22 protein-coding genes are annotated in these 23913 nt (G+C 64.1%); 14 read left to right on the top strand and 8 right to left on the bottom strand.

What is annotated here, in order from left to right; genetic code table 11:
- Positions 1-631: 631 nt before the first annotated feature.
- Positions 632-886, bottom strand: coding sequence for a hypothetical protein (locus DFI_RS17320; RefSeq protein ID WP_244940411.1), 255 nt, complete (start codon positions 884-886; stop codon positions 632-634).
- 330 nt (positions 887-1216) lie between these two features.
- Between DFI_RS17320 and DFI_RS17315 the strand changes: the two genes are divergently transcribed.
- The 3 genes from DFI_RS17315 (at position 1217) to DFI_RS17305 (ending at position 4101) form a co-directional block, all read left to right on the top strand.
- Positions 1217-2334 (top strand): IS3 family transposase gene (locus tag DFI_RS17315; RefSeq protein ID WP_118376019.1). Its coding sequence is split into 2 segments (ribosomal slippage): positions 1217-1472 and positions 1472-2334, totalling 1119 coding nucleotides; the frame shifts between segments, so codons are not numbered across the junction.
- Positions 2335-2482: 148 nt separating this feature from the next.
- Positions 2483-2770 carry a hypothetical protein gene (locus tag DFI_RS17310; protein WP_027462403.1) on the top strand — a complete coding sequence of 96 codons (288 nt, stop codon included), beginning with the start codon at positions 2483-2485 and terminating at the stop codon, positions 2768-2770.
- Positions 2770-4101 (top strand): polysaccharide deacetylase family protein, encoded by a 1332-nt coding sequence (locus DFI_RS17305; RefSeq protein WP_081425767.1) that lies wholly within the window; start codon positions 2770-2772, stop codon positions 4099-4101. Before DFI_RS17310 ends, DFI_RS17305 begins: the two co-directional genes overlap by 1 nt.
- A gap of 145 nt (positions 4102-4246) precedes the next feature.
- Here the strand turns inward: DFI_RS17305 and DFI_RS17300 are convergent, their stop codons facing one another.
- From DFI_RS17300 to DFI_RS17295, 3 genes are all read right to left on the bottom strand, one after another.
- On the bottom strand, positions 4247-5560 hold the full coding sequence (locus DFI_RS17300) for an O-antigen ligase family protein (RefSeq protein WP_027462401.1): 1314 nt from the start codon (positions 5558-5560) through the stop codon (positions 4247-4249).
- Between the two features lie 18 nt (positions 5561-5578).
- Positions 5579-6103, bottom strand: a complete 525-nt coding sequence (locus DFI_RS20345) for a hypothetical protein (protein WP_155864513.1) — start codon at positions 6101-6103, stop codon at positions 5579-5581.
- Between the two features lie 323 nt (positions 6104-6426).
- A complete protein-coding gene (locus DFI_RS17295; protein ID WP_155864512.1) occupies positions 6427-7503 on the bottom strand; it encodes a glycosyltransferase family 4 protein in 1077 nt (358 codons plus the stop codon).
- Between the two features lie 61 nt (positions 7504-7564).
- Here DFI_RS17295 and DFI_RS20340 point away from each other — a divergent pair, with 61 nt between their 5' ends.
- The 9 genes from DFI_RS20340 to DFI_RS17255 all read left to right on the top strand — a co-directional run bounded on the left by DFI_RS20340 (position 7565) and on the right by DFI_RS17255 (position 13019).
- Positions 7565-8458: an ATP-grasp domain-containing protein gene (locus DFI_RS20340; RefSeq protein WP_051307577.1), complete on the top strand. Its 894-nt coding sequence runs from the start codon at positions 7565-7567 to the stop codon at positions 8456-8458.
- Between the two features lie 57 nt (positions 8459-8515).
- On the top strand, positions 8516-9865 hold the full coding sequence (locus tag DFI_RS17285) for a lipopolysaccharide biosynthesis protein (RefSeq protein ID WP_027462399.1): 1350 nt from the start codon (positions 8516-8518) through the stop codon (positions 9863-9865).
- Between the two features lie 7 nt (positions 9866-9872).
- The gene (locus DFI_RS17280) at positions 9873-10373 is read left to right on the top strand and encodes an acyltransferase (RefSeq protein ID WP_081425765.1); all 501 of its coding nucleotides are present in this window, start codon (positions 9873-9875) and stop codon (positions 10371-10373) included.
- A 194-nt stretch (positions 10374-10567) separates the two neighbouring features.
- Positions 10568-11029: a hypothetical protein gene (locus DFI_RS17275; RefSeq protein ID WP_155864511.1), complete on the top strand. Its 462-nt coding sequence runs from the start codon at positions 10568-10570 to the stop codon at positions 11027-11029.
- Positions 11022-11147, top strand: a complete 126-nt coding sequence (locus tag DFI_RS21005) for a hypothetical protein (RefSeq protein WP_276345322.1) — start codon at positions 11022-11024, stop codon at positions 11145-11147. Before DFI_RS17275 ends, DFI_RS21005 begins: the two co-directional genes overlap by 8 nt.
- 6 nt (positions 11148-11153) lie before the next feature.
- Entirely contained in the window at positions 11154-11426 is a 273-nt protein-coding gene (locus tag DFI_RS17270; protein ID WP_027462397.1) for a hypothetical protein, read from the top strand.
- Positions 11423-11719 carry a hypothetical protein gene (locus tag DFI_RS17265; protein ID WP_027462396.1) on the top strand — a complete coding sequence of 99 codons (297 nt, stop codon included), beginning with the start codon at positions 11423-11425 and terminating at the stop codon, positions 11717-11719. Before DFI_RS17270 ends, DFI_RS17265 begins: the two co-directional genes overlap by 4 nt.
- Complete coding sequence (locus tag DFI_RS17260; protein ID WP_051307576.1) at positions 11716-12585, top strand: glycoside hydrolase family 19 protein; 870 nt, start codon at positions 11716-11718, stop codon at positions 12583-12585. Before DFI_RS17265 ends, DFI_RS17260 begins: the two co-directional genes overlap by 4 nt.
- 59 nt (positions 12586-12644) lie before the next feature.
- On the top strand, positions 12645-13019 hold the full coding sequence (locus tag DFI_RS17255; protein ID WP_027462395.1) for a hypothetical protein: 375 nt from the start codon (positions 12645-12647) through the stop codon (positions 13017-13019).
- 191 nt (positions 13020-13210) lie between these two features.
- Here DFI_RS17255 and DFI_RS17250 read toward each other — a convergent pair whose 3' ends face one another.
- Complete coding sequence (locus DFI_RS17250) at positions 13211-14833, bottom strand: AAA family ATPase (protein WP_051307575.1); 1623 nt, start codon at positions 14831-14833, stop codon at positions 13211-13213.
- Positions 14834-15031: 198 nt separating this feature from the next.
- On the opposite strand from DFI_RS17250, the gene DFI_RS17245 reads away from it, so the two are divergent.
- The gene (locus tag DFI_RS17245) at positions 15032-16564 is read left to right on the top strand and encodes an O-antigen ligase family protein (protein ID WP_027462394.1); all 1533 of its coding nucleotides are present in this window, start codon (positions 15032-15034) and stop codon (positions 16562-16564) included.
- Here the strand turns inward: DFI_RS17245 and DFI_RS17240 are convergent.
- Positions 16551-17615 carry a glycosyltransferase family 4 protein gene (locus DFI_RS17240; protein ID WP_162145406.1) on the bottom strand — a complete coding sequence of 355 codons (1065 nt, stop codon included), beginning with the start codon at positions 17613-17615 and terminating at the stop codon, positions 16551-16553. The genes DFI_RS17245 and DFI_RS17240 overlap by 14 nt on opposite strands.
- A 420-nt stretch (positions 17616-18035) precedes the next feature.
- On the opposite strand from DFI_RS17240, the gene DFI_RS17235 reads away from it, so the two are divergent.
- Positions 18036-19391 carry a nucleotide sugar dehydrogenase gene (locus DFI_RS17235; RefSeq protein WP_081425762.1) on the top strand — a complete coding sequence of 452 codons (1356 nt, stop codon included), beginning with the start codon at positions 18036-18038 and terminating at the stop codon, positions 19389-19391.
- A gap of 277 nt (positions 19392-19668) precedes the next feature.
- Here DFI_RS17235 and DFI_RS17230 read toward each other — a convergent pair whose 3' ends face one another.
- A complete protein-coding gene (locus DFI_RS17230) occupies positions 19669-20571 on the bottom strand; it encodes a ParB/RepB/Spo0J family partition protein (RefSeq protein WP_027462393.1) in 903 nt (300 codons plus the stop codon).
- Positions 20568-21119: a ParA family protein gene (locus DFI_RS17225; protein ID WP_338030656.1), complete on the bottom strand. Its 552-nt coding sequence runs from the start codon at positions 21117-21119 to the stop codon at positions 20568-20570. The genes DFI_RS17230 and DFI_RS17225 overlap by 4 nt, the downstream gene beginning before the upstream one ends.
- Between the last annotated feature and the right edge of the window lie 2794 nt (positions 21120-23913).

Here is a 23913-nt window from a genome sequence, read left to right as displayed (position 1 = left end):
ATTTTGGCCACGGTTTATTGGATGAGCAGGCCATCGCGTACCGGGATGTGTTCGGCGGCGCCCATGCCACCAGGCTCTTTCCGGGTCTCGTGCCCTTTTGAGGAAGCCACTCTGATTTACTTGAAGATCACGGGCGTCGAGAGGACATACAAGCCATGATGCGTTTCAAGCCATTCGACTAAGGGGCCCCACCTGGCCATCATATGCCCTTGGCCGTCACCGGTGAAATCCCGAGATTGGGCACGTTCTGTCTCGCCGCTCAGGTCATGGATAAGTTTGTCTGTACCGGTGTTTTCATCGCAGAAACACCGTAAGGGGATCGACTTTCTGCTGACTGTTACCCGTTTTAATGAGGAGTCAGCTCTGGCCATTCTCCGCGATTTCCCACGTCATGTGAAGGTCCGCTCCACAACCCAGAGACGCATCAGCACCACAAACCCTTTGGGCACCTCAACCACGCCTGGAGGTGCCTCCTGTGGCACCTTGATGTCTTCCACGAGCTTTCCGGCGTAGTCCAGTCCTCCAATCCGCCCATTGGTGGAGCATGCGTGGAAACACGCTCTGCAGATCGCGCAGCATCATGATCTCGCCAGTACGATTGTAGTGTCCGCTTCGTTCAGCTTGAGCGCCATCACCAGGGGGTCGATGGGCCGGTGACGCTTGCGACCACTGACCTTTTGCCGCCGTCGTACCTGCGGGGTCCAACAGTCTCAGTCGTTTTCACAGAATGGCTGTCGATGATTGCGGCGCTGGGCGTCCCCTCCCTTCTGTCCCGGAATCGAAGCGATTCCTGCAGCGTCGTATGCACGGTCTCCCAGACGCCCTGAACTCGCCAGGCGCGGTGGAGGTGATAGATCGTCTGCTTGGGCGTAAAGTCATGGGGCATCACCCGCCAGGCGATACCCCCGCGCAGGATTATATAAAATGCCATCCAGGATCTGCCCCGGCCACCACTTCCAAAGGCGGGCGACCGGAGCCGCAGTAGGGAGCAGCTGTCGAATCACGTCCTATTCGGCATCCGTGAACTCGTTCGGATACGCGAACCGGGTCATAGGCGCACCACCTCCGCCTCAGCGTGTGCTCTCGTTCACGCAGGAAAGATATGCACCAGCACGGCTTTCAGACGTAGTTTGGTTCTTGACCTGCTCCCTGAAAACGAGTCCAGATGAGAATGGAGGGTCTGACATCATGACGGGGTCCATCCCCGGAGGTCAGCATGAAGGGAAAGAAGCACACCGAAGAGCAGATCGCGTTCGCGCTCAAACAGGCTGAAACTGGCGTCTCTATCGGGGAAATCTGCCGGAAGATGGGCATCGCCGAATCGACCTTTTACCACTGGAAGAAGAAATTCAGTGGCCTGGGAGTCAGTGAACTGCGGCGCCTAAGGCAGCTTGAGGAGGAAAACCGCAAGCTCAAACAGCTGGTCGCAGACCTGAGCCTGGACAAAGTCATGCTGCAGGACGTCATCAAATCAAAGCTCTGAAGCCCGCCCAGCGTCACGGCCTGGTCACCCACCTTCAGGATGGGTATCGGGTCAGCGAGCGGCGGGCCTGCCGGGTGCTTCGCGCCTCGCGAAGCACCTTGAGGTACCTGCCACGACGTCCACCGAACGAGCCGGTGATCGTCCAGCGCATGACCGAGATCGCCCAGACCCGCGTCCGATACGGGTACCGGCGGATTCACATCCTGATGCAGCGGGAAGGCTGGCAGATCAATCACAAGCGCCTCTACCGGCTCTACCGACAGGCGGGGCTGAACCTCCGGATGAAGCGTCCCCGTCGGCGGGTGAGCGCGGCACACCGTGCCGCGCGAACAGATCCAGTGAAGGTGAACCAGGTGTGGTCGATGGATTTCGTTTCAGACGCGTTATTCAACGGCCGGCGGTTCAGAGCATTGACGCTGCTGGACGTGTATTCCCGAGAATGTCTGGCCATTCATGTGGACGTCAGCATCCGTGCCGAGCGGGTGGTGGAGATCATGCGTTCAGTCACGAGCGCTCGGGGGGCCCCCGAGCGCATCCAGGTGGACAATGGCAGTGAGTTCGTCAGTAAGGCCCTGGATTTGTGGGCCTACGAGCAGCGGGTGACACTGGATTTCTCCCGTCCTGGGCGCCCTCAGGACAATGCCCACATCGAATCGTTCAATGGGAGTTTCCGGGATGAGTGCCTGAATGCCCATTGGTTCCTGTCGATGGAGGATGCCGCGGAGAAGATCGAAGATTGGAGGGCCGACTATAATGTCCTCAGGCCGCATTCCGCGCTGGGAAATCTCGCTCCTGGAGCGTTCGCAGCGTTGAATGCACCGACCCACCGCCCGTCGGAGCCTCCAACCTGACCTGGACCAATTTCTGGGAGCGGCTCAGTTTCCCGTGGCTGAATAACCTGCTCAGTGGGCAGAGTGGGAATCAGTTGCGAATTGAGGCGCTGGCGGCCGCCGCGCCGACAGCGGGCAGCATTACGGTCAACATTGAGGGGGAACTGGCATGAGCCTACCGCTCCGCACCTACACCAAATACCTGACCGCCAACGTTACCGCTGTGCAGGCAGCTACCGCCGTGCCATTCGATGTGAGCTATATCGCCTACATCACCAACGACAGCGCCACCGAAACCGTCTCCCTGAGTTTCAACGCCGCAGACAGTGGCGCGGGCAGATTCCTGAAACTGCTCCCCGGTGAGAGCATCAGCGACATCCCGCTGCGGGTGAAATCGCTCCACGTCTGGACCGGAACATCAGGGAGCGCGAGTATTCGCGCCCTGGGGGTGTACTGATGGGGCTAAATAAACCCAGCAAGGGCGTCGGCACCCTGGACACGGGCTGGTGGCAACTGCCGCGTGGTATGCGCCTGGACAGCGGCCCGGTGCTGAGCCTGCAAATGGACGACGGGTACCTGAGCCAGGAGGAGGACGCGGCCCTGGTCGCCGAGTACGGCGGCACCTGCACCATCTACGTCAGCAGTGGGCGCAGGGCCGACCACCCCACCAACCCCAACCCCAGTTACATGCCCGCCACGAAATGGCCGGAGTTGGAAAAACTCGGCGTGGAGATCGGCGGTCACACCGTGGACCACCTGTACCGCGTGACGGGCGGGTACACCTACGCCCAGCATGTTCAGGATGCCCGCGACAATTACCGCGCCATGCGTGCTGCCGGAGTGCGGTATCCGTTCGGTCACGCCTACCCGTTCGGTGAGCGTGACGCGGCAGTCACCCGCGCCACCCGTCGGTTTTTCCAGTACGGGCGCACCAGCATCAACAGTTTCAGCATCTCGAAAGCCAACATCCTGCACGAGGGCAACCGCCGGAAGTTCGAGCCGCCCGGCATTCCGCTGGACACCCTGTTCAAGGAAGGCGCGGCGGGCGGGCCGCTGACCCGACTCCGGGAGGCGCAGATGCTGGACGCCGTGCGCGGCGGGTACGGGATCAGCGCGTACTGGCACGCCCGGACGGACGTTGCCGACGGCATTGATAAACGCCCCGGACTGCTCCGCACGCTGCAATTCGCGCGGCTGATCGGGTTGCCCGTGCGGTCCCTGGCGAGCGTGGTGCGGAGCTACAACCTCGCGTATGGCGTGCTGGAGCATAATTTCGAGACGGGCTGGGAGATGGCCTACAGCGGCGGCGCGACGGCCAGCAACTACGCCCTGAGCATCGTGGACGACAACACCAGTTACGGCGGCATCAGCCACGCGAAAATCACGATTGCCAATGTCACGCACGGGATGATGGGCACGCTCCGCCCGGTCAACGGACGGCTGATCGCGGTGGAGCCGGGGCGCACCTACCGCCTGGGCGTGCGCTACCGCACGGCGGGCGGCGCGGCGATTGCGACGACCTGGGCAGGGGGCGGGCTGAAACTGGGCGCGTACACCTACGGACCCGACCAGAACACGCCGGTCGTCACGACCTACGGCACCCGGACGTTGACCGGAGCGGCGGCGTTCGAGAATGGCCTGCTGGAGTGGGATTTCACGATCCCTGCCGGGGCGGGCTGGCTGCGCCCGTTCGTTTTCCTGGAGTGCATCACCGCGCCAGCCACGATTGAGGTGAGTTTCCTGGAGGTCGTAGAGGTCGGAGTTGAGGACCTGACGCGGGAAGCCTGACGCCACACAGTATCGGCCCCCCATTCCGCCCCCGCCCCGTGCGGGGGCTCGTCATTCCGCGCATCTGCCACGTCTGCCCGCAACCAGCCTTCGGGAGACTCCATGTACCGTTTCAATCCACCGCCCAGCAGAAAGCCGGGCGGAATTACTGACTGCGTGGCAGGCTTTGGTCTTCGATCCTGAACGCCGCGAACACGGCAAGCCACAGAAGCAGGCCCAGGCCGCCCATGCTGTACATGGTCATTTCTCCCAGGTTGCTGGCGAGCAGGAAGGCAAGCAGGGGAATACCCATATAGCGACCAGTCTTGATGGCATACACCACCAGCGTGAGGCACAGGATGATGATGGCCCCCATGCCTATGACTCCCTGTTCCTCTAGCGTGGCACTGACCCACACGCCTTTCTCCAGAGCGACGCTGATGGGGATGTCAACGACTGGCGCATAAGTTACCTGGGCTGTTTCAACATCTGAAGGAATGCCGAAACCAATGCCGAGGAGAGGTTCACGCTGGAAGTTGCTCAGGCTCCTCTCGACCAGGAAGCCTCTCGAATCGCTGGCTGCTTCAAGGGGTGCTGAAGCATCCGTTCCTTTGGATAAAAAGTAGGCAAAGGTGGCAGTTTGAGTGGCAGCAACTCCTGCGCCGATTAGGAGGAAGGAGGACAGGATTTTGAGGCCCAGATGCCTGGCACTGCGAAGCATCTGAATCAGCCAGGTGAAAAGAAAGGCGGCTGTAAGGCCGAGAAGGGCTGTGCGCGCCTCGGACAGAATGATGCTTGTCAGCAGCACGCCAGCGCATATCAGGCCGATGGGAAGAGGCAGGCCTGCCTTGACATTCCAGAGACGATAGATCAGCCAGGAAGCCAGAAGGGCGGAAATTACCCCGAACGCTTGCGGTTGATTGGTCAGCCCCTGAAAGCCGGTGCCATTGCGTGCAAAGCCGATGGAGGGAATGAACAGGGTGGGCAGCGACAGGAGGAGATACCAGGGAATGGCCCGGTCGATACGGAGGGCGAAACCATCCCAGTCGCCTTTGCGGGTATTGAAAAGCGTCCAGAGGGTGAAGATGAGAAGGCCGCCCTTAAAGAGCGAAATGCTGGGGATTGGAGAAACGACCAGGCTGTTAAAAACGATCAGAGCCGCCAGAAGCGATATACTCCACGCGACATTGAGGTCAGTGATTTTCCAGCCGGGCCACAGCAGACCGAGACTGGTCAGCAGCACAACGTACCGGAGCAGGTCAAGACCGGTCATGGTGAACATGATGGGATTGGACAGCGTCAGCAAGACAAGCGTGGCCAGGGCGTCCAAGGCGCGGCCGTGGAAAGCCAGGTACAGCAGGAGGAGGACGGAAATGAAGATCCCGCCTGGAACGAGTGCTGCAACGAAGGCCAGAGGTGCACACAGCCCAACGAACGATACCCGCACACTGGGCAAAGGCAGAGGCGCAGCAACAGTCATTTGAAAATTGTAAGAGCTTTACCGGGCAGATACCCACGAAAGATTGCGGAGGTGAAGGTTACGGTCTGCGATCTCCCGCGCGTATGGGTTGAGAAGCTGCATCTGGAGCGGTTCGCCAGAAACTTCAAGTTCTATGGTGGAGGGTGCGGCAGCAATCTGCTGGTTAAGCAGCACGGCACCTTTCTGGGTGACCCTTAGGATCGGCTTCTTACCTTGCGCGATCTGGCCGCGCACAGTGAATGTCAGTCGGCCAGGGCCGCAGGGCCGGACGGTGCCGGGGAGATCACTGAAAAGTGTCCCGATGCGCGGTGCAGGGGCCCACCCACCACCTTTCTCGCTGGGGATGGTGACATCCGTAATGAACTGACATTCGCGGCGATTCAACCGCATATTGCGGAATTCGATGAGCCGCGCCTCCGACTCGTAGTAGTCGTTGAAGTACCCCACCTGGAGGTGTCCAGCATGGGGCACGTTCACTTTGAATGTGTCGGGGCGCGTTACAGGCAGGTCAGCGAGAAGCGTCCCATCCAACATGACGCTCACATTGGGTGCTCCTAAGCCTTCCTGGTCGACTGTGAGCGTCAGTGTGCCAGCACTGCACACAGTCGCTTCAAGGACGGATCTCCCGGCCATGAACCAACCGGTTCCTACGGGGCGCAGCGCACCTTCACCACTTGACCAAACTGGCTTCCAGTGAGGAGTGTCCGTACATGACGAGGCCATAAGCGCAAGAGGAGAGATGGTGGGAGGCACGAACATCTGCGCGATACCTCCGCCCACCAGGGACAGAAGCCCAACGCCCGCCATCCAGTTCCCCCATCCACGGGCTATGCTGGCTACTTTCTTCCTGTCATCACGCCTTTCCATCACGTGAGGAGCGACTTCACCATAAGGTCTGCGGCAGCGGCCCCAGAGATAGTCTCCTGGGCCCAACTTGAAGTCGTTGCTCGCATCTCGGAAGTTCTAGGGCCTTGATCCACAAAGGCCTGAAGCCCGAGCTTCAAGTCTTCGAGCTGCGGTTTGACCACCTTGCCGCCTCCGGGTGCTGCACGCACCAAATCCTGCGCGCCAGTCCACGTAGTGCAGAGGACCGGCGTGCCCTGAAGCAGCGCCTCGTTGACCACTGCGCCCCAACCTTCCTTGCCCGTATTCGGGAGGATGAGGAGGTCGCTGTTTGCCATACGTTGCTGCACCTGTTCGTTAGCCTCGAAGTCGGTGAATTGAACCCTGTCACTCAACCCGAGGCGGCTCACCTGCGTCTCCCAGGTGGGCCGCTCTGGGCCTTGGGTCACGAGAGTCAAGTGCCAGTCACCGCTCACCTGCGCCAGTGCGTTCAGGAGAAGTTCTCCGCCCTTCGCTGGTGAGGCCCTGCCCACGAACAACAGCCGGACGGTGTTGCCCTCGCGTGGGGCTGGGGTGCGCCTGGGGTGATCTATGTAATAACCGAAAGGCACCATCCGTACTCCCTTGAATCCGACCGATTCGTAGAAGCGTGGCGTTGCTGCGCCAATGGTGAACAAATGAGAGATGAAGCGCCTGTACCGCACAGCCAAGCGTGCGTACTTTACGCGCGTGGCCAGCCCCTTCAGAGTGGGTCCCTGATGCGTGGGGGATTCCGCCATGATGGCCACTTTTGCGCCGTGGCGGATGCAGGCGTTCAAAGCCGCCTTCCCAATGGCATCTGCTTCCAGGCCAGAGAAAATATGAACGCTTTCGGTGGGGTGATGCTTGACCAGAAGATCAATCTCGGCAGGGCTGGGCGCTTGATGCACCTGGACGTGCTCATATTTCTCTGTGCCCCAGTTCAAACCGGCACGCATCTCGCCCACTTCTCGACTGACCACCAGAACGACGTCATACTGCCCCTCATGCCGAGATAGTGCGTTGATCAGCGCGAACTGATGTGGGCTGTGAACGGGTTGCCAGAGAACGATTCGCCGCATGAACGCCTTGTACCACAAGTTTCGTTCAGCGGTTGTTGGTCTGGCCGATTACACTTGGTGAATGATGATTCCTAAACCTATCAAGCGGGTACTCCTGCCCGCCTACCTCTTTATGCTCTACCTGAAGACGGCACCGAGGTACAAGAAAATCTTTTACAGAAACTTCCTGCGCAACGGTGGAAGTCGCCGCAGCATCTTGTTCTACCCGCAGGCCCCCAACCATGGGAATGCCATGTTTAAAGTCCGGCATTTGCTGGGGTATAAGGTGCTGCGGAATCCCAAGCAGACGGCAGATCTCATGATCCACTGGAATTACGGCTCTGATGTCCAAATTGACGAGAGTCTTAGGAACATGGCTGAGCGTGGACGCGTCCTGAACATCAACTGCACGAACATCACAAAGACGCATACTGGACGGGTTCACCAGGAACTGTTTGGGTACTCTCTTGAAGTTGATCCGACGACCTATACGGGGAAGATGGTGCGCAAGTCCAATGGGAATGCCGCCCATGATGGCGTCGTTCTTCAGGGTCCCCTTGCCGACATGGATCCGGCATATGTGTATCAACGGGTCGTGAAGAATGAGCCTCTGCCTGGAATGGCGGAGGATTTGCGCGTTCCCGTGGTGGGGAATACCATTCCCTTCGTCTATCGGAAATTGCGGCCCATGCACATGCGCTTCAGCGCCGTGAACAGCAGCACCGAGCTACTCGAGCCTTTGTCGGTCTTTACCGAAGAAGAACTCACTATGATTGTGGACTTCTGCCAAGCGCATGGTCTGGATTTCGGCGAGTTGGACGTTCTTCGTGATTACGACGAGGGGAAGATCTACTTGATCGACGTTTCGCCTACCCCTAACGGTCCCCCCAACCACATTTCCGACGAGGATCATGTCGAGGCGCTCAGGCGACTAGTTATGGCTTTCGAGAGAGAATTTGTTTCCCAAAGTAAATAGCCATGAGGTCTCTATCGGCTCTCGTCGACATGTGTACTTGAGGCTGCGATAGGACTTATGCCGATCCTTCCAGCAAAACTTCAGGTCCTGCGGGGCAGCAGTGTCGTGAAGTACGGCCTGACCAACCTTCTGCCCAGGTCCGTTGCCATCCTGAGCACGTTGGTGATCACTCCTCTCGCCATTCAGAAGCTGGGCGTGCTGGAGTACGGATTATGGGCATTGGCGACCCTCATTCCCAACCTGGTGTCCTCCCCAGACTTCGGGATCACCTATGGAGTCGTGAACGAGATGGGCCGTGTACAGCATGAGAAGGGCAATCTCATGTCGGAGCGTGAGCGACTGCTTGGCCTGGCCAGAGTGCTCAGACTGATTGCTCTGGTGTGGCTGTGCCTCGGCGCGCTAGGAATAGGCTGGTACGCTTTCGGACCGGGTACGACTCCAGGGGTTGAACCTGAGCGGATGTACGCCGCCTTGATGCTGGCCCTGGGCATTTTCGTGATGGGCATCTCTCCGTCCCTGTGGGGGCGGGTGCAACTGGCACAGGAGCGTGGGCACGAATACGTTCAGTGGGAAGGGGCCGGAAAGGTCATTAGTTTTGTGTCCTCCCTTATCGTCCTGTGGCTCGTTCCCAACCTGTTTACGTTGATCGTGGCCGCCCTGCTGCCAAACGTAGTCATGGCGATGGTGAATGCTCGGCGGTACATACGAAATGATTTGGGTCCACAGACCGAGCCTTCATGGCCTCTGCGGCGCATCCTTCAGGACAACAGGCGCGTGTTCAGCGCAGGCAAGTACTACGTGGCTTTCCAATTAACATTCCTGATAGGAACTGCGGTCGATCCATTCATCGTGAACGGCCTCTTGGGCGCACAGGACGTGACATACCTGACCGTTGCTCGGCGACCCTTCGAGGCACTTCCCTTAGCGGTCACTTTGTTCTCCACGGCGCTTTGGCCTGTCTTTTACCGGTTGAATATCGCGAACGAAATTGGGCAGTTGAAACGCCTGCTGGGCAGAATCACGTTTGGTAGCGTCGGCATCCTGCTGCTCCTCAGCACTTTGATTGTTGTGCTGGCAGGGCCGATCTACGGTTACTTGGGACAGGGAAAGCTGATCGTCAATCAAGTGGATCTGGTATGGATCGCTGTGCAAACGCTCGCTTCGACCGTCATCCTGGTCTTTAACAATTACATGAGCGCAATGGACCTGCTGCGATCCCAGATGTGGGTGCAGATCATCGCTTCGACCGCTGGACTCATCGCGAAGTACATGGCGCTGAAGTACCTGGGGTTGTCGGGTTACTTCCCCGTGGCGAGTATCGTTTACGTGACGTTGGCGTTACTGCCTATGGCCTGGCTGACGCTCCGGCACCTGCGCGTCCGGCAGGCAGAACTGAGACGAGTATGATCGGCCTATGTCTCGCGTAAAGTTCCTGGCCGCGCAACGCTTGATCGCGCAGTTACCTGCAACCAGGATGTTCGAGCAGAAGCGTCAGTTGCTCCGGTGGGCAGGAGTGCAAGTTGGTGGCGGCACCAGGATTCATAGCGGTGCTCATTTCGATACGGCCCATGTTGTGCTGGGCGAAGATATTTGGATTGGTGGCGGTGTGTTCATCGGCGGGAATCCAGGAGCGCCCGTGGTCATTGAGGACAATGTCGACATCGCGCCGCGCGTGATGATCATCACAGGCAGTCATGAGGTGGGAGGCGCGACCCGGCGAGCTGGTCCAGGATTTTCTAAGGGCGTGACGATCGGGAGAGGGAGTTGGCTGGGCGCCGGTTCGTTAGTGATGCCAGGTGTGACTCTGGGGCCTGGTTCCATTGTTGCCGCAGGCAGTGTCGTCACGAAGGATGTCCCACCGAACTCTTTAGTGGCGGGTGTACCGGCCCGGCTGGTGCGGGCGTTGGAAGAGTAAAGTTTGGCGCTTGCACAGAGCACGAAGCCCCCGGCAGACGCTGGGGGCTTTTCAATTCCTGGAGGTCACTTTGAACGGTCACCCACGGGCTCCACCTCCAGCCCCCGACATGCGCGAAGGTTTCTCATTCCCCGGCCAGCCTGCACCCCGCCCAGGCTGGCCGCACCCATTCATGGCGGGACCCGGGAGGCTCAGTGGATAAATTACCCCCCAGTGTCGTGGAGGCCGTCGTTCCGGGCGGCCTCGCGTTCGTCATGCAGGCCGCGCTGATCTACGCGATGGGCCTGAAACTCCCCACCCGGCAACTCGTCGGGGCCATGGTCGTCAGCGGCATCACGGGCGGCGGCGTGAGCCTCTTTCTCAGCGAGGTCGCGCACCTCTCGCCCACGGCCGCCGGGGCACTCGGCGCGATGAGCGGCGTCGCGCCCGCCGTGATCGTGCCGCTGCTGTTCGTCCGGTGGGCCGCGAAGAAGCTCGGCGTGGACAGCGACGACTTCGGCACCATGCTCCCCCAGATGCGGGACGCCATTCAGGGGCAGGGGGGCACGCCCGCGCCCGCCAGTCCCGCGCCGGAAATGCCGGTGCCCGTCACCCCGGATTCCACCCCTGACCTGCCTGGCGCGCCGACCCCAGCCCAGGAGGACCCCCATGCCTGAGTTGCTGCTCACCGCGAAAGCCTGGTGGCTGGACGCTGCCGCCGGGCCGGACCTGCTGTTCACCGTGCGGATCTTCTCCGGCGGCCTGAACGGCGTGGCGTTCCTCATCGCCTTGTGAAACGCCGTGCACGGCAACGAACTGGAAGGCACCTGGGACCGGGCGACGTGCCGCCGATTCCAGGTGCTGGCGTGGCTCCGGGCGGCCGCGCTGCTCGGCGTGGCCCTGTACTTCATGGCAGCCGCGTTCTTCGAGGTGGAACGCACCAGCAGTCCGCACCGCCTGCTTGTCGGGAACGGCGTGTTCGGATTCCTGGCGGCCGTCACGTTGCTGGACATGGCCGCCTGGCGCATGCACTACATCCTCAAACGTGCCGTGACCGGCAAGGAAATCAAGTGAGGGCCCTGCTGCTCCTGGCGTTGGTTCTGCTGAGTGCCGCGCCGCCCGTCACGGGCCTGCACTACCGGGTGACGAGCGTCGACCGGGTGGAACGGGAGTTCCGCGCCGCCGGGCAGTCCCGGCCGGTGGTGGGCGTGTTCAGCACCACGTACAAGATCGCGGGGCGCAAGGTGACGCCCACGCGCTTCTGGACGGTCCTGCAACCCGGGGATGAACTGGACGCGAAGGTCCGGCATCACCCGCTGTTCAGCGTCGCCGTCGCGGCGGACATCAACCTCAAGGAGAGACCATGATCACCCCGGACCTGATCCGCAAGCTGAGTCCCCGCCACCCGAACCCGCAAGCCGCCGCCGATGCCCTGAGCAAGGCGGCGGTTCGCTTTGGCATCACCGACCCCGAGAGCGTGGCCGCGTGGCTCGCCAACCTCGCCATCGAATCGAACCTCACGCCCTGCCGCGAGAACCTCTACTACACCGACGCGGCCCGCGCCCGGCGCATCTTCAGTGCCCTGCGGGCCTACCCGGACAGCGCCTTCGTGCGCAACCCCGAGGGCATGGCGAACATCGTCTACGCGAACCGCCTGGGGAACGGCAACGTCCGGAGCGGCGACGGCTGGCGCTACCGGGGCGCGGGGATGATCCAGACGACCGGGAAGGCCAACTTTAAGCGCACCGGCGACCTGATCGGCCTGGACCTGGTGGCCCGCCCGGAGCTGCTCGAGCAGATCGGCCCGGCGGCCCTCGCGGCGGCGGCGTACTGGACCCGCATGAGTCAGGCCGATGCGCTCGCCCGCGCCGGGGACATCCGGGGCACGCGCCGCGCGGTGAACGGCCCGGCCATGCTGCACGCCGCCGAGATGCTGGCCGCCTACGCGAAGGCGCTGCCGCTGGTGCCGGGCGCGCCTGTCCAGGCCCAGCCGCCCCGCGTGCTGCTCGTGCCGGTGGGCGGCGGGCAGCCGGTGGTGTGGAACGGCCAGCCGACCCGCTACGGCGGCACCGACCTCAGTGCCGCCCTGGTCGAGCAGCTCCGCACCGTGTACCCGCCCGGCAGCGCCCGAGCCGCCTATGAGCGCCTGTTCGTCTACCACCAATCCGACGGCGACCTGGTGGTGGAACGCCAGCCCGTGACGCCCGCAACGATTCCGGCCCGGCCTCAGTAAACCCGCCTCCTCTCCCGGCCCCCCGTCACGGTGGGGCCGCGCCCATTCAGGAGCCCACCATGCAAAACCAGCTTTTGACCGCCCTGCTGGCCCTCAGTGCCCCCACCCGCACCGCCGCGACCCTGACGCCCGATGACCTCACGCCCTGGCTGAAAGCGCACGTTCCGACGCTGACCGCGTTCGCGCAGCGCCTCCGCGACGGGGCGACGTGGGGTGAGGTCATCGGCCTCATTGACGCCGCCGTCCGGGCCGCGCAGGAACTCAAGCCCCTTCTGGGCGGTAAACCCCGCGCTCGGATCGTGCTGGCCATCGTGCAGACGCTCGTGCGGGAGTACGCGCCCCCGAGTGCCGGATGGCTGTCCATGCTGCTGGAGACGCCGTTCGCAGAGCAGCTTGTGGAAATGGCCTTCCGCCGCCTGTTCCCGGCAGGCTGATCCGCTCGCGTGCCGCCCAGGCAGGCCCTCTGCTGTGGTTCTCACCTCACACCTGAGCCCCTCGCAGTGGCCACCGCGGAGGGAGCTTTTTCAGGCACGGACGACTTGCGGCAATGAGAGGCCCCCGCCTCCAGCACTCGGCTGGGGCGGGGGTTTTTTCTCTTTTCTGGTTTTGGGCTGCGCCGCAGGGCTCAGCGGCGGTAACTGTAGTAGGCGTACCCTTCGCTGGACCTGGGCACCTTGTTCAGGATGACGCCCAGCAGCCTGCCCTGCGTGGCCGTGAAGGCGTCCACTGCCCGCTCGAGTTCCTGCGTGGACGTCTCGCCTGAGCTGGCGACCATCACGACGCCGTCGCTGGCCTGCCCCAACAGGAGGGCGTCGGAGAGCGCCAGGACGGGCGGCGTGTCGAGCAGCACGGCGTCGTACTGCTGCGCCCAGGTGCGGATCTGCTGCATGAGATTCAGGTTATTCAGGGCCGTGACCACCTGACGGCTGACGGCCTGCGCGGGGAGGAGATCGATGTTCTCCGCGACCGCCAGGACGCTCGCCTGATCGGGGTGCGCGGCGGCATCCAGGATGCTGCGCTGCGCGTTCGGTGTCGTGACGGCCTCCGGCAGGGGCCGCCATTCCAGCCCGGCGACCGGCCAGAACTCGTGCTGCGTGGGCCGGTGGAGATCAAGGTCGATCAGGAGGACGCGCCGTCCACCTTCGGCGAGGGCTTTGGCCATCATGGCCGTGACGGTGCTCTTCCCGTTGAACGGGCCCGGGCTGGTGACCACGATGACCGGGTGACTGTGGCCCTCGAGTTTCGCGAGGACGTTCACGCGAATGAACCCGCCCGCCTCGTAAGCGCCGCTATGGTCGTTTTGCAGCACCGCACTGCGTTTGCGGCTTTTCAGGCGGGGTACGCTTCCCAGGATGGGCAGGCCGGGGGGCAGATCCGCCGGAGCGTTGATCTTGCGGCGCAGCGAGTCCCGCAGGAGGACGCTGCCCGCCGTGGCGAACAGCGCCAGCAGGAACGCGAGGACAGCGTTCCGGAGGGGTTTCGGAGCGATGGGCCGGCTGGGATCGTTCGCTTCGGCCAGGCGCACGAGACTCCCGATGGCCCCCTGCTCCAGAACGGTGGCCTGCGAGAGGCTCAGCAGAAGTTGCCCGCGAGCCGCGACGAGACTGTCGCGTTCCACACTGTTCGGGGGGAGGGTGGCCAGGCGTGCGGTGAGGTTGTCGAGCTGGTCCTGAAGGTTCCGGCGGGCCTGGGTGACGCCGATCCGGACGCGGTCGACGTCCCACTGGAGGAGGCTCTGCGTGGCCGCGTTCGCGAGGACGCGCGCGGCGGCCGGTGATTCGGCGGTGGACGTCAGGGTGTACACGCCCCGCTGCTGATTGTCGATTTTCGTGCGGACTTGCAGTCGGCGGTACTGCCCGCTGGACAGTTCCGCACGAAGATCGCTGGCGATCTCGCTTTTCAATTGCGGAGGCAGGGACGAGCTTTGCACGGCACCGATCACCTGCTCGACCAGGGCGCGACTGTGAATGACCGAGTCCACCGCGCCTTCCGGCAGTTGCGTGGCTGAAACGATGGCCCCGTTCAGGGCGAGGTTCCCGTTCGAAGTTCCGCCGGACATGATGCTGGTGCCCGCCTGGTACGTCGGGGGCACGCGGTTGAGCAGGGCGTAGGTTCCCCCGGCGGTCAGGCTAGGAATCAGGAGGAGGGGCAGCCAGTGCCGCTTGAGAACACTGAGGACTTTGCTCAGGTCAACGTCGTTCGGGTTGACCGGCGCTGTCCGGGGCAGGGTGTCGTCGGCTGTTCGCATGGGTTGAGGTTAATGATAAGAGCTTGGGAACGAAACCGGAAACGGATTTCGAGGTTCTCGTCTCGGCGGGGCAACTTTGAGGCGGCCTGTGGTGTTGCCCTCAGACTCTAAGCAACCCAGTACGGTCACCTTGTCTTAATGGCGTGTGATGTCACGCTTTCGCTGCGCCTGGACCTCACTTCATGCCACAGTGAAGCGGTGGAACGGCAAGAGCGGCTCTGGTCCCTGTGGCTCGCGTGGCTGCCCCCCCTGTACGTTCTGTCGCCCCTGAGCCTGATGGCGCTGCGGTCGTTCACGTCTTTGCCACGCCCGGTTCGCGCGCTGCTGGGCCTGTACGCCATGACGCAACTCCTGCCGGCCCTCCTCGCGCCTGAACCCCTGCTGGCGGTGGGCCTTGCCACGCTGCGCACGGCACTCACGGCCGGACTGATCTGCGTCGGCGCGCTCCTCGCCGACCGGCCCGGCAGCGTCCCCTTCCCGCTTCTGGCGCTGGGGCTGAACGCCGTGTACCTGAGCGCCCTGATCCTCAGTCTGCTCGAGGGCCGGGATTTCCTCACGGCGCGCCTTCACCACCCGTACATGACAACGACGACCCTCGGCGTTCTGGGGGCGGTGGGCCTCTGGTGGAGCGCGTTCCACGAAGTGAGGTGGCCGGCGCGGCTCCTGACGGCCTTCCTGGCGGGGGGAACGCTGCTGCTCAGCGGAAGTCGCGGGGCCCTGCTCGCGGCCCTGGTAGGCCTGACGGTCGGTGCCCTGGCCCGCGGACGGTGGCGCGTGCCCACACCGGCCCTGGTGCTCACGCTGCTCGCCTTCGCCGGCCTCGCCTGGTACGGTGCCCGGAGCGACTTCGCGGCCGTCAGTCGCCTGGCCGACCTGAGCCTCGCGGGACGGCAGGTCATCTGGCACAACGTCCGCACCGTCATCGCCAGCGAACCGTTCAGCGGGGTGGGCCCGTACCGGCTCGGCACCCGCCTCGCTTCCCCCCAGTCGTGCCAGACGTTCGCGGACGCCAGGGAGGAACTGGGCTGCCCCGCGTGGTTCGACGACCTCGGCCAACCCTGGCTGATCGCGCACAACGCCGCCCTGCAGCAGTGGAGTGAAAGCGGCCCGGTCGGCACGGCTGGCCTGTTCCTCCTGCTGGGCGCCGTTACCGTCGCCGCGTGGCGGGGAAGGCAGCCGTTCGCGCTTGCCACCCTCGGGGGTCTGCTGGTCACGAACCTCAACGACAACACCCTGCTCGTGCCGGGGGTGTTTACGGGCGAACTCTTCTGGGTGCTGGCCGGAACGCAACTCCCGAGCCTCCGCCTCCGGTCCGCTGGACTGCACGTGGGCCTGACGGGTGCATTCCTGCTCGCCGCGCTGAGCGCCCCGCCCCTGCTGGCCCTGCGGCCACCCCACCTGAGCGCTCCACCAGCACTCAATGTCCTGTACGCCCCCGGAACAACCGCGCAGACAGAGGATTACACGATCTTCGCCAGTCTCACCCTGCCCCCCGGGCCGTACCTGGTTACGCTGAACACCTGCACGGTCAGTTGCCGCGCCGTCCAGACGCGCCCGGTCACCTCGGCGGGGGAACCCATCACCATCGATGCGAGGAAGCTGCGCCTGCTGCCCGTCGATCAACAGCGGCTGGAACTGCTGATCTTCCCCAACAGTGGGGCGCGCCTCGGCGTCGCGGCGTCCACCGCCTGGACGGTCCGCCGGACCCCGGCCGCGCCTACGACACCTTGAACAACGCCCGGTTCTGCTCCAGGCCCTGCCGGTCCACCGCCAGTTCCCGCCCGTAAGCGGCGGCGCCCAGCGCCGTGCGCTCCAGCAGGGCCGGTGAAGTCCCCAGGTCGCCGAGCACCGCCGTGAAGCGCTCCGGCTGGTCCAGTGGAATCGTGAAGCCCGATCCACGCGCCTCCAGGTCCTGCCAGGGCGTGCGGTCACTGATCACGGGAATGCTCCCGGCCAGCAGCGCCTCGGCGATCACGTGCCCGAAGTTCTCCCCGAGCGTGGGCAGCAGCAGCACATCACTCCACAGGAAGATGTCTCGCACGTCTTCTGGCGGAACATGACCGACTACTTCCACCTGAACTGTGTCCGGCAGGGTGGCGAGGAGCGCCTCACACTCCGCCCAGTACGCCTCGTCCTCCCGCGAACCCACCAGTTTCAGGTGCACCGGAGTCTGAACCCCCTGAAGCACCCGCAGGGCGTAGTCCAGGTTCTTCATGCGGTTGACGCGGCCCACGAACGCGATCCTGAGCGGCCCAGGCGCGCGCGGCGGGCGAAAGAGATCCTCCGGCGGGGCGATGAGGTTCGGGGCGTACACGACGGCCGCCCGTGGAAACATGCGCCGGATGTCGTCTTGCTCCGTGGCACTCGTGGCCTGGAACGTCACATCCTTCATCAGCCCGGTGGCCTGAATGAGCTGAAGGAACAGGCGTTTTTTCCCAGCGTTGAGGCCCAGGGCACCCGGGGAGAATTCACCGCGGGGCGCGAGAAGGACAGGACGACGGGCAATCAGCCCCGCGGCGCGCAGCGCGAGCGACCAAGTCGTGTTGCTCACATGGAAAAAGGAATGCAGGTACAACAGGTCATACGGCGTTTCCCGCAGAATCCGCCAGCGTTCAAGCAGCCCACGCAGACCCGGAGGAACGTACCGGACGCGCTGACCACCCACCTGATTCCAGGCCCGGTGCTCGATGTTCGGGTAAGGCGTCGCATCTCCCAGGTCCCGGTCGAGGGTCACGAGATCGAATTGAACCTCATGCCCGAGTTGAGTCAAAAGGTTCTGCATGCTCCGCACAGGACCGCCCGCGCGGACGCCTGGAAGGTACGACCCCGTCAGAACCAGAACCCTGGGCCGTTCTGCAGGGGATGTGGTGATAGTTCTAGCCATCGGAGCCTAAGGGAAATGACAAGCTGAAAAGCATTAGGCACTCATCCTAAGTGAAGTTCAGGGGCTTGCGACGCACAAATGACGAGACGCCTGACTCGGGACGCACCTGCCGCACCTGACGGATTGGAAGGTCAGTTCGTGCGATTTTGCCCACTTGAAAAATCGATTGCTCATATAGTGGACGCACTTAATCCGCCCTGATCTGCTGAAGTGCCGCCTCGGTAGGTCCCGACTCAACGGGCACCCTTACCACCCGAACGCGTCGCCAGCCGAGCACCGAACGCGCCGCGACCCACCCCATCACCTTGAAGGAGAACCATGTCTGCACAGATCCCCACCGGGGGCCACCCGGCCCATCCCCCCAGCCCCCACGCCCCGCACCTGGCCCAGAAACTGCAGGACCGGAGCGCCCGGATCGCAGTGCTCGGCCTGGGCTACGTCGGCCTGCCCCTGGCCGTCCACCTCGCCCGCGCCGGCTTCAGCGTGACCGGGTTCGACCCTCAGGAACAGAAAGTTTCCCTCATCAACAGCGGACGCAGCCCCGTCCAGGACGTCCCAGACGACCAGGTGAACGCGCTGGTGCTGGGCGAAAAGCTCAGGGCCACCGCCTCACCTGCCGCACTCCAAGGCCACGACGTGTTCATCATCTGCGTTCCTACACCCCTGGACGCCAGCAAACAACCAGAGATGGGATACATCCACACCGCCGCCCTGCACGTCGCGGACCACCTGCGCCCCGGCACCCTCGTCATCCTAGAAAGCACCACCTACCCCGGCACGACCGACGAATTCCTCCTGCCCCTCCTCGAAAAGAGCGGCCTCAAAGGCGAACATGACCTCTACGTCGCCTTCAGCCCCGAACGCGTCGATCCCGGCAACCGCACCTTCAACACCGGCAACATCCCCAAAATCGTCGGCGGCACCGGCCCGCACGGCACCGCGCTCGCCCAGCAACTGTACGAAACGTTCCTGGAACGCGTCTTCCCCGTCAGCAGCGCCCGCGTCGCCGAGATGGCCAAGCTCCACGAGAACACCTTCCGCGCCGTGAACATCGGCTACGTCAACGAACTCGCCATGATCTGCACATCCCTGGGCATCAACGTCTGGGAAGTCATCGATGCCGCCTCCACGAAGCCCTTCGGCTTCATGCCGTTTTACCCCGGCCCCGGCATCGGCGGGCACTGCATCCCCCTCGACCCGCATTACCTCGCATGGCGCGCCCGGAAACAAGGCTTCTCCACACGGTTCATTGAGCTGGCCGACCAGGTCAACAGTCAAATGCCCCGGTACGTCGTGGGTCGCCTCATGCAACTGCTGAACGACCGGCACAAATCCATTCGCGGCACCCGCGTCCTCGCCCTCGGCGTGGCATACAAGCCCGACGTGGATGACGCCCGCGAAAGCCCGGCCCTGGACGTCATCGCGGAACTCGAGCGCTTCGGCGCCCAGGTCCAGTACGCTGATCCCTACGTGCCCCAACTGCCCCAAGCGCACGGACATGACCTCCACGCCACACGCACCGAACTCAGCGCCGAAAGCTACGCCTGGGCTGACGTCGCCATTATCCTAACTCCCCATGCCGCCTTCGACTGGGAGAGCGTCCAGCGCCACATCCCTCTCATTCTGGACACTCGCGGTGTGCTGCGCGCCAGCGGGAATGTGGTCACCCTCTAACACCCCTACCGGCACGCACGACTTTCCCCACGGCCCTGCTCTGCACCCAAGCCACCCGGCGGATCAAGCTCCGGCAACCGCGCTTCAGCGCGCTGTTGCGGCCACACCATCCAACTCCTTTCGCGTGACGGACGGCCCCTTCCAGGGCTTCCGGGGGGCCGTCAGCGCCAACCTCATCCACTCGTTTGCTCCTGGCCTGCCGGCACGGACGAAGCCACGCTGCCCTACCCAGGGTGAAGTTGAGAGCCCCCACCAGGAACGGGCCACCGGATGCCTCTCAACTCTCCCCGAGGGCCTTTTTCACCGCGTCGGGCATGCGCGCGAGCCACTTGTTCAGTTCCCGCTGCTCCTGGTCGTTCAGGGTGCGCAGCCACTTCACGCTCCCCACCTTCCGGCCGATCCGGGCCGCGCGCGCCTCATCCACCAGCAGGCGGCTCGGCTTGTCTTCCAGCGCCGCGAGGCGGGCCTTGAGGTCCCGGATGCTTGCCCCCTCCCTGGCCAGGGTCAGCAGCTCCGCCTGGTGCTCGGGGCGCGCGCCGGCGACCACCCCGGCCAGGGTGTACGGCAGGGCGTCCTCCTGCATGGCCTGCAGGACCACCGCCGGCCAGTTCAGGATCCGGAGCTTGTTGCTGGTGAAGCTCCGCCAGTTGCCCAGGCCGGCCCGGGCGAACACGGTCTCGATCACCTCGACGTCCGCCCCGCCCTCGCGCGCCGCGGCGTACAGGCGCTGCCGGGTGGCGTCGAAGTCCGCGCCCAGGGCCAGCGCCAGCAGGTGCACGGTGCCGGAGACCTCCTCGTACAGGTTCAGGTCCTCGCGCTGCAGGTTCTCCGTCAGGGCGGCGATCATCGCCTGCTCGTCGGTCAGTTCGCGCACGTGCACGGGCACGTCGGTCAGCCCGGCCAGCTGCGCGGCCCGCCAGCGGCGCTCGCCAGCGACGATCTCGTGCCCGCCGTCCACCGGGCGGACCAGCAGCGGCTGCAGCACGCCCTGCGCCCGGAGGCTGGCGGCCAGGTCGTCGAGGCCCTGCTGCGCGAACGCCCGCCGCGGCTGCTGCGCCCACGGCCGCAGGCTCCCGACCGGCAGCGTCTGCACACCCGCTGGGGCGTCCTTCACGAGCTCCGCGGAGCGACCCAGGAGCTGCGTGAGGTCCCGCTCCGGGCGTTTCTGGCGCCGGGTCACGCGCCGCTCCCGATCAGGGCCGCCACGGACCGCGTCAAGGCCTGCACGTCCTGGTGCTGAGGGGAGCCCGGCGCGTATACCCCGACCGGCTGCCCGGCCGCCGTGCTGTCCAGCCACACCGCGCCCCGCAGCGGCACCGGTTCCGTCAGGGCCGGCAGGGTGCCCTGCAGGGCCGTGAGGACCTCCCGGTCATGCAGGCGGCGGCCGTCGTACATGGTCGGGACGTACAGGCCCACCCGCAGCTCCGGGCGGAGCTTGCGGTACATCCCCAGCGCCCGCTCCAGGCCCGGCAGGGCGTCCACGCCCTTCTGTGACGTCAGGACCGGCACCACGATCAGGTCCGACGCGAGGGCGCCCAGCGCCGCCAGCTGCCCCAGGCTGGGCGGGCTGTCGATCAGCACCACGTCGTACCGGTCCCGGGCCGCCTGCAGGGCGCCGCGCAGGGCCATCACGGCCCCGATCTGCCCGCTGATCTGCGCCTCGGCGAGCGAGAGGTTGATGTGACTGGGAATCACGTGCAGGCCAAACACCTCGCGGGGGAGAAGCACGCAACACCCTCCATGTGTCGGCGGCGACCGCGCCGCCAGGCCGGACGCCGGACCACCGACTCACCCTGCGAACGCCAAGCTCGCAACCCCGCCTCACCCCCGACCAGGCTCGCCAGTCGACATCTGGGAGGAGGCAACCCCGGCACGGCACACCCCACCTGCCCCGGCCGCGACTGTGCCGCCAGGCCGGGAGCGGGAAGCCAGGAGCACCAGGGCACACCCCCCACCCGGGATGCCAGCCACCCCACCGCGCAAGCAGGTGCCAGAGCCCCGAGGCCCGGAACGCAGAGGCTCACACCACCCGGAACGCCGGGCCGCCACCCACCCCAAACGCCGTACCCACCCTGCCCCGGCGGCGACCGTGCCGCCAGGCCGGACGCCGGAACCCCACCAACGCCAACGCCCCCGCCACCCCAAAACACCCGCGCGCCCACCCACGAATCCCAACCCCAAAAACCGCAACACGCCCCCACCACACCCAAACCCACAAGGCCGACAAAAACCCACGCAAAAACCCTGAACCCAAGATCAAAAAAAACCAGCGCCCACCACCACCACGAAAAAAAACACGCGTCCAGGGGGGCGAGCTGTCAGGCTAGGACTGTAGGACTTATGTAAAATCCTCATTTCTCTGGCCTTGTTCTGGCCTCCCAGAACGCGGTGCTTTCCAAAAGCATGAGACAGGGCATTTTTCAGGCACCGGCGCACGTGCCGTTTTCTGGAAATGACTAGCGCGACTCTGCGCCTTTGCGCCGGATCGACAAACGGAAATCCTGGAAGAGGGGTAAGTGCCGATGCAAAATTCTCAACCACGAGACGGCCGGTCGGGGAAATCGGCGCAGCGCCTCGCCCCTCAAATTCGACTATGTGACCGTGCGGTCAGGGTGAGAGACAAACAGATTCAACGGGCCAGTGTGGTCACGCGCATCCCCGGACTTGGAGGAGTTCAGCCGAAGCCGGTCGTCCCCGAAGCCACACCACTGTTCCTCCTTGACTCGTCGGCGCACCTCGCCTTTAGCTTCACTTCAGTGGTCGTCATTCTGTGAATTGCTCCTTCGCCGGAGTGCCGCCGACCAAGGTTCGAAGGCTGGTCGCGACCCAGGCCGGGAATAAGTGATGCCCCGAATCGCTTGCCGGTCCCTCCACAATTGAAGGGTCGGGGAGCCCACGCCGAGGTGGCGAGGGGGGCAAGTTCACGGTCGCCGGCGGGTGAAGGTCGGGCTGTGGTGAGGTGATCAGGGCGATGGCGAAGGCCGGGCGAGGATCCCAGACTTCCCGCTGCCTTTGATCATGACTGCCCTCTCAACCAACCGGGAAGCCGTCGGTCAGCGTCCGTCTAGCATCCCACGCCACACCTCGACCGGGCAGCCTGGTGATGCCGCCAAGAGGAGAGTGCCGGCCGCTCAACTGGCCTCCGTCCGGCGACGAACTTAGAGAGCGGAGACCAGTCGCCCGCAGGCTCACCCCTCGGATCGTCGGCGTGTCCGGGCAGCCAGAAGGAAGGCGATCAAGTTCAGCGGGCCCGTGTGGGGATGTGTATCCCCGGACGGCGACGGTCGCGACCAGAGCCCGGAGCGCCGAGGCGCCACTCCGTCATGGTCCCTGTGCCGTCGATGCACCTCGCCTTCGAGTCGATTTCCGTGATCGTCATCCGGGGGATCACTCCGGCACCAGCGTGCCGCCGGCTGCCTTTTGAAAGTAAGCGGAGACCGGGCGACGACGCCGATCACGGCCCAGTCCTTCCGTGATTGAAGGGTTGGGGGGATCGCGGCAGAGTGGCGAGGGTGCAGCTCCTGAGTTGCTGATGGGTGCAGATCGGGCCGTGGGGAGGTGAACAGTTTGCCGACTTCGGCCGGAGGGGAATACCAGATACGGCGTGGCCTTTAACCGTCATTGCCCTCTCGGCGAACCTGGAAGCCTGACCTCTGACCTGGGTCCGCATTAGCCGTTCGACGGACGCCTGACCACCATTGTGGGAGTTGGAGATGCCCACACTCGACCTGGTGTTGCGGCGCAGCGGAGTGACTGGTGGAAAAGGTCTCGAAAGGCGGAGCGGTGCCCCTTTGGCGACCTACGGTCAGGTGGCGAGGCATGCAGACGTCAGCCCGGTGCCATGACCAGGCAGCATCGGAGACAAATGGACGGAAGGTCAGATGGTACTGGCGGGACGACTGAGAGCCGAATGGGAGAGGCGCGGTTGGTGTGTTCGCCTGTACACCCTTCAGTGCCGGCCCGTTCAATGGGATGGCAGGTCGGCTTACGCGGCCCGTGTTACGGCCGTGAGGTTCGGAGCGAGGTCGGATCGAGTGAGTGACCTTGGGTCGGCGCCGCGTGCCTCCCGCAAGCCGTGACGAATGAGGCCAGGGCCGGGGGAGACCAGGTGGCTGGCGACAGTCCAGGCTGAAGGAGAAAAGTACTCAAGCTCGCGAGAGGAGAAGCCGATCGACCAGCAGTGAAGCCTGTTGACCCTCTTGGGTGACCGGGTGGATTCCGGGTAAGGTCGTCGCCACGGTGACCAACTCCGCGGTGAATCCTGTGGTGAGGGAGGCTCGGGTGAGGAAGTACGTCACCGGTTGGACGCAGCGCGCTCAGGTTGATCGGGACAACGAGGATGGCCTTGGCTCTCATGAGTGAGGATGCGCAGACTGTCGCGGCCTGCCCTTGCGGCCCGACGGGTGATGGTCACGTGGTCCCCGGTGAGGCAGGTCAGTGGCTTAGCAGGATGGACAGTGAGGTCCGAAAGGGCCGGGTCGGGGGGAGAGCCCAGCGGCCTTCTGCGAGAGGAGGGGGGGCG

Origin of the sequence: Deinococcus ficus, assembly GCF_003444775.1 — a bacterium.
In the GTDB taxonomy this organism is placed as follows: domain Bacteria; phylum Deinococcota; class Deinococci; order Deinococcales; family Deinococcaceae; genus Deinococcus; species Deinococcus ficus.
This window is presented reverse-complemented; position numbering and strand designations above follow the sequence as displayed.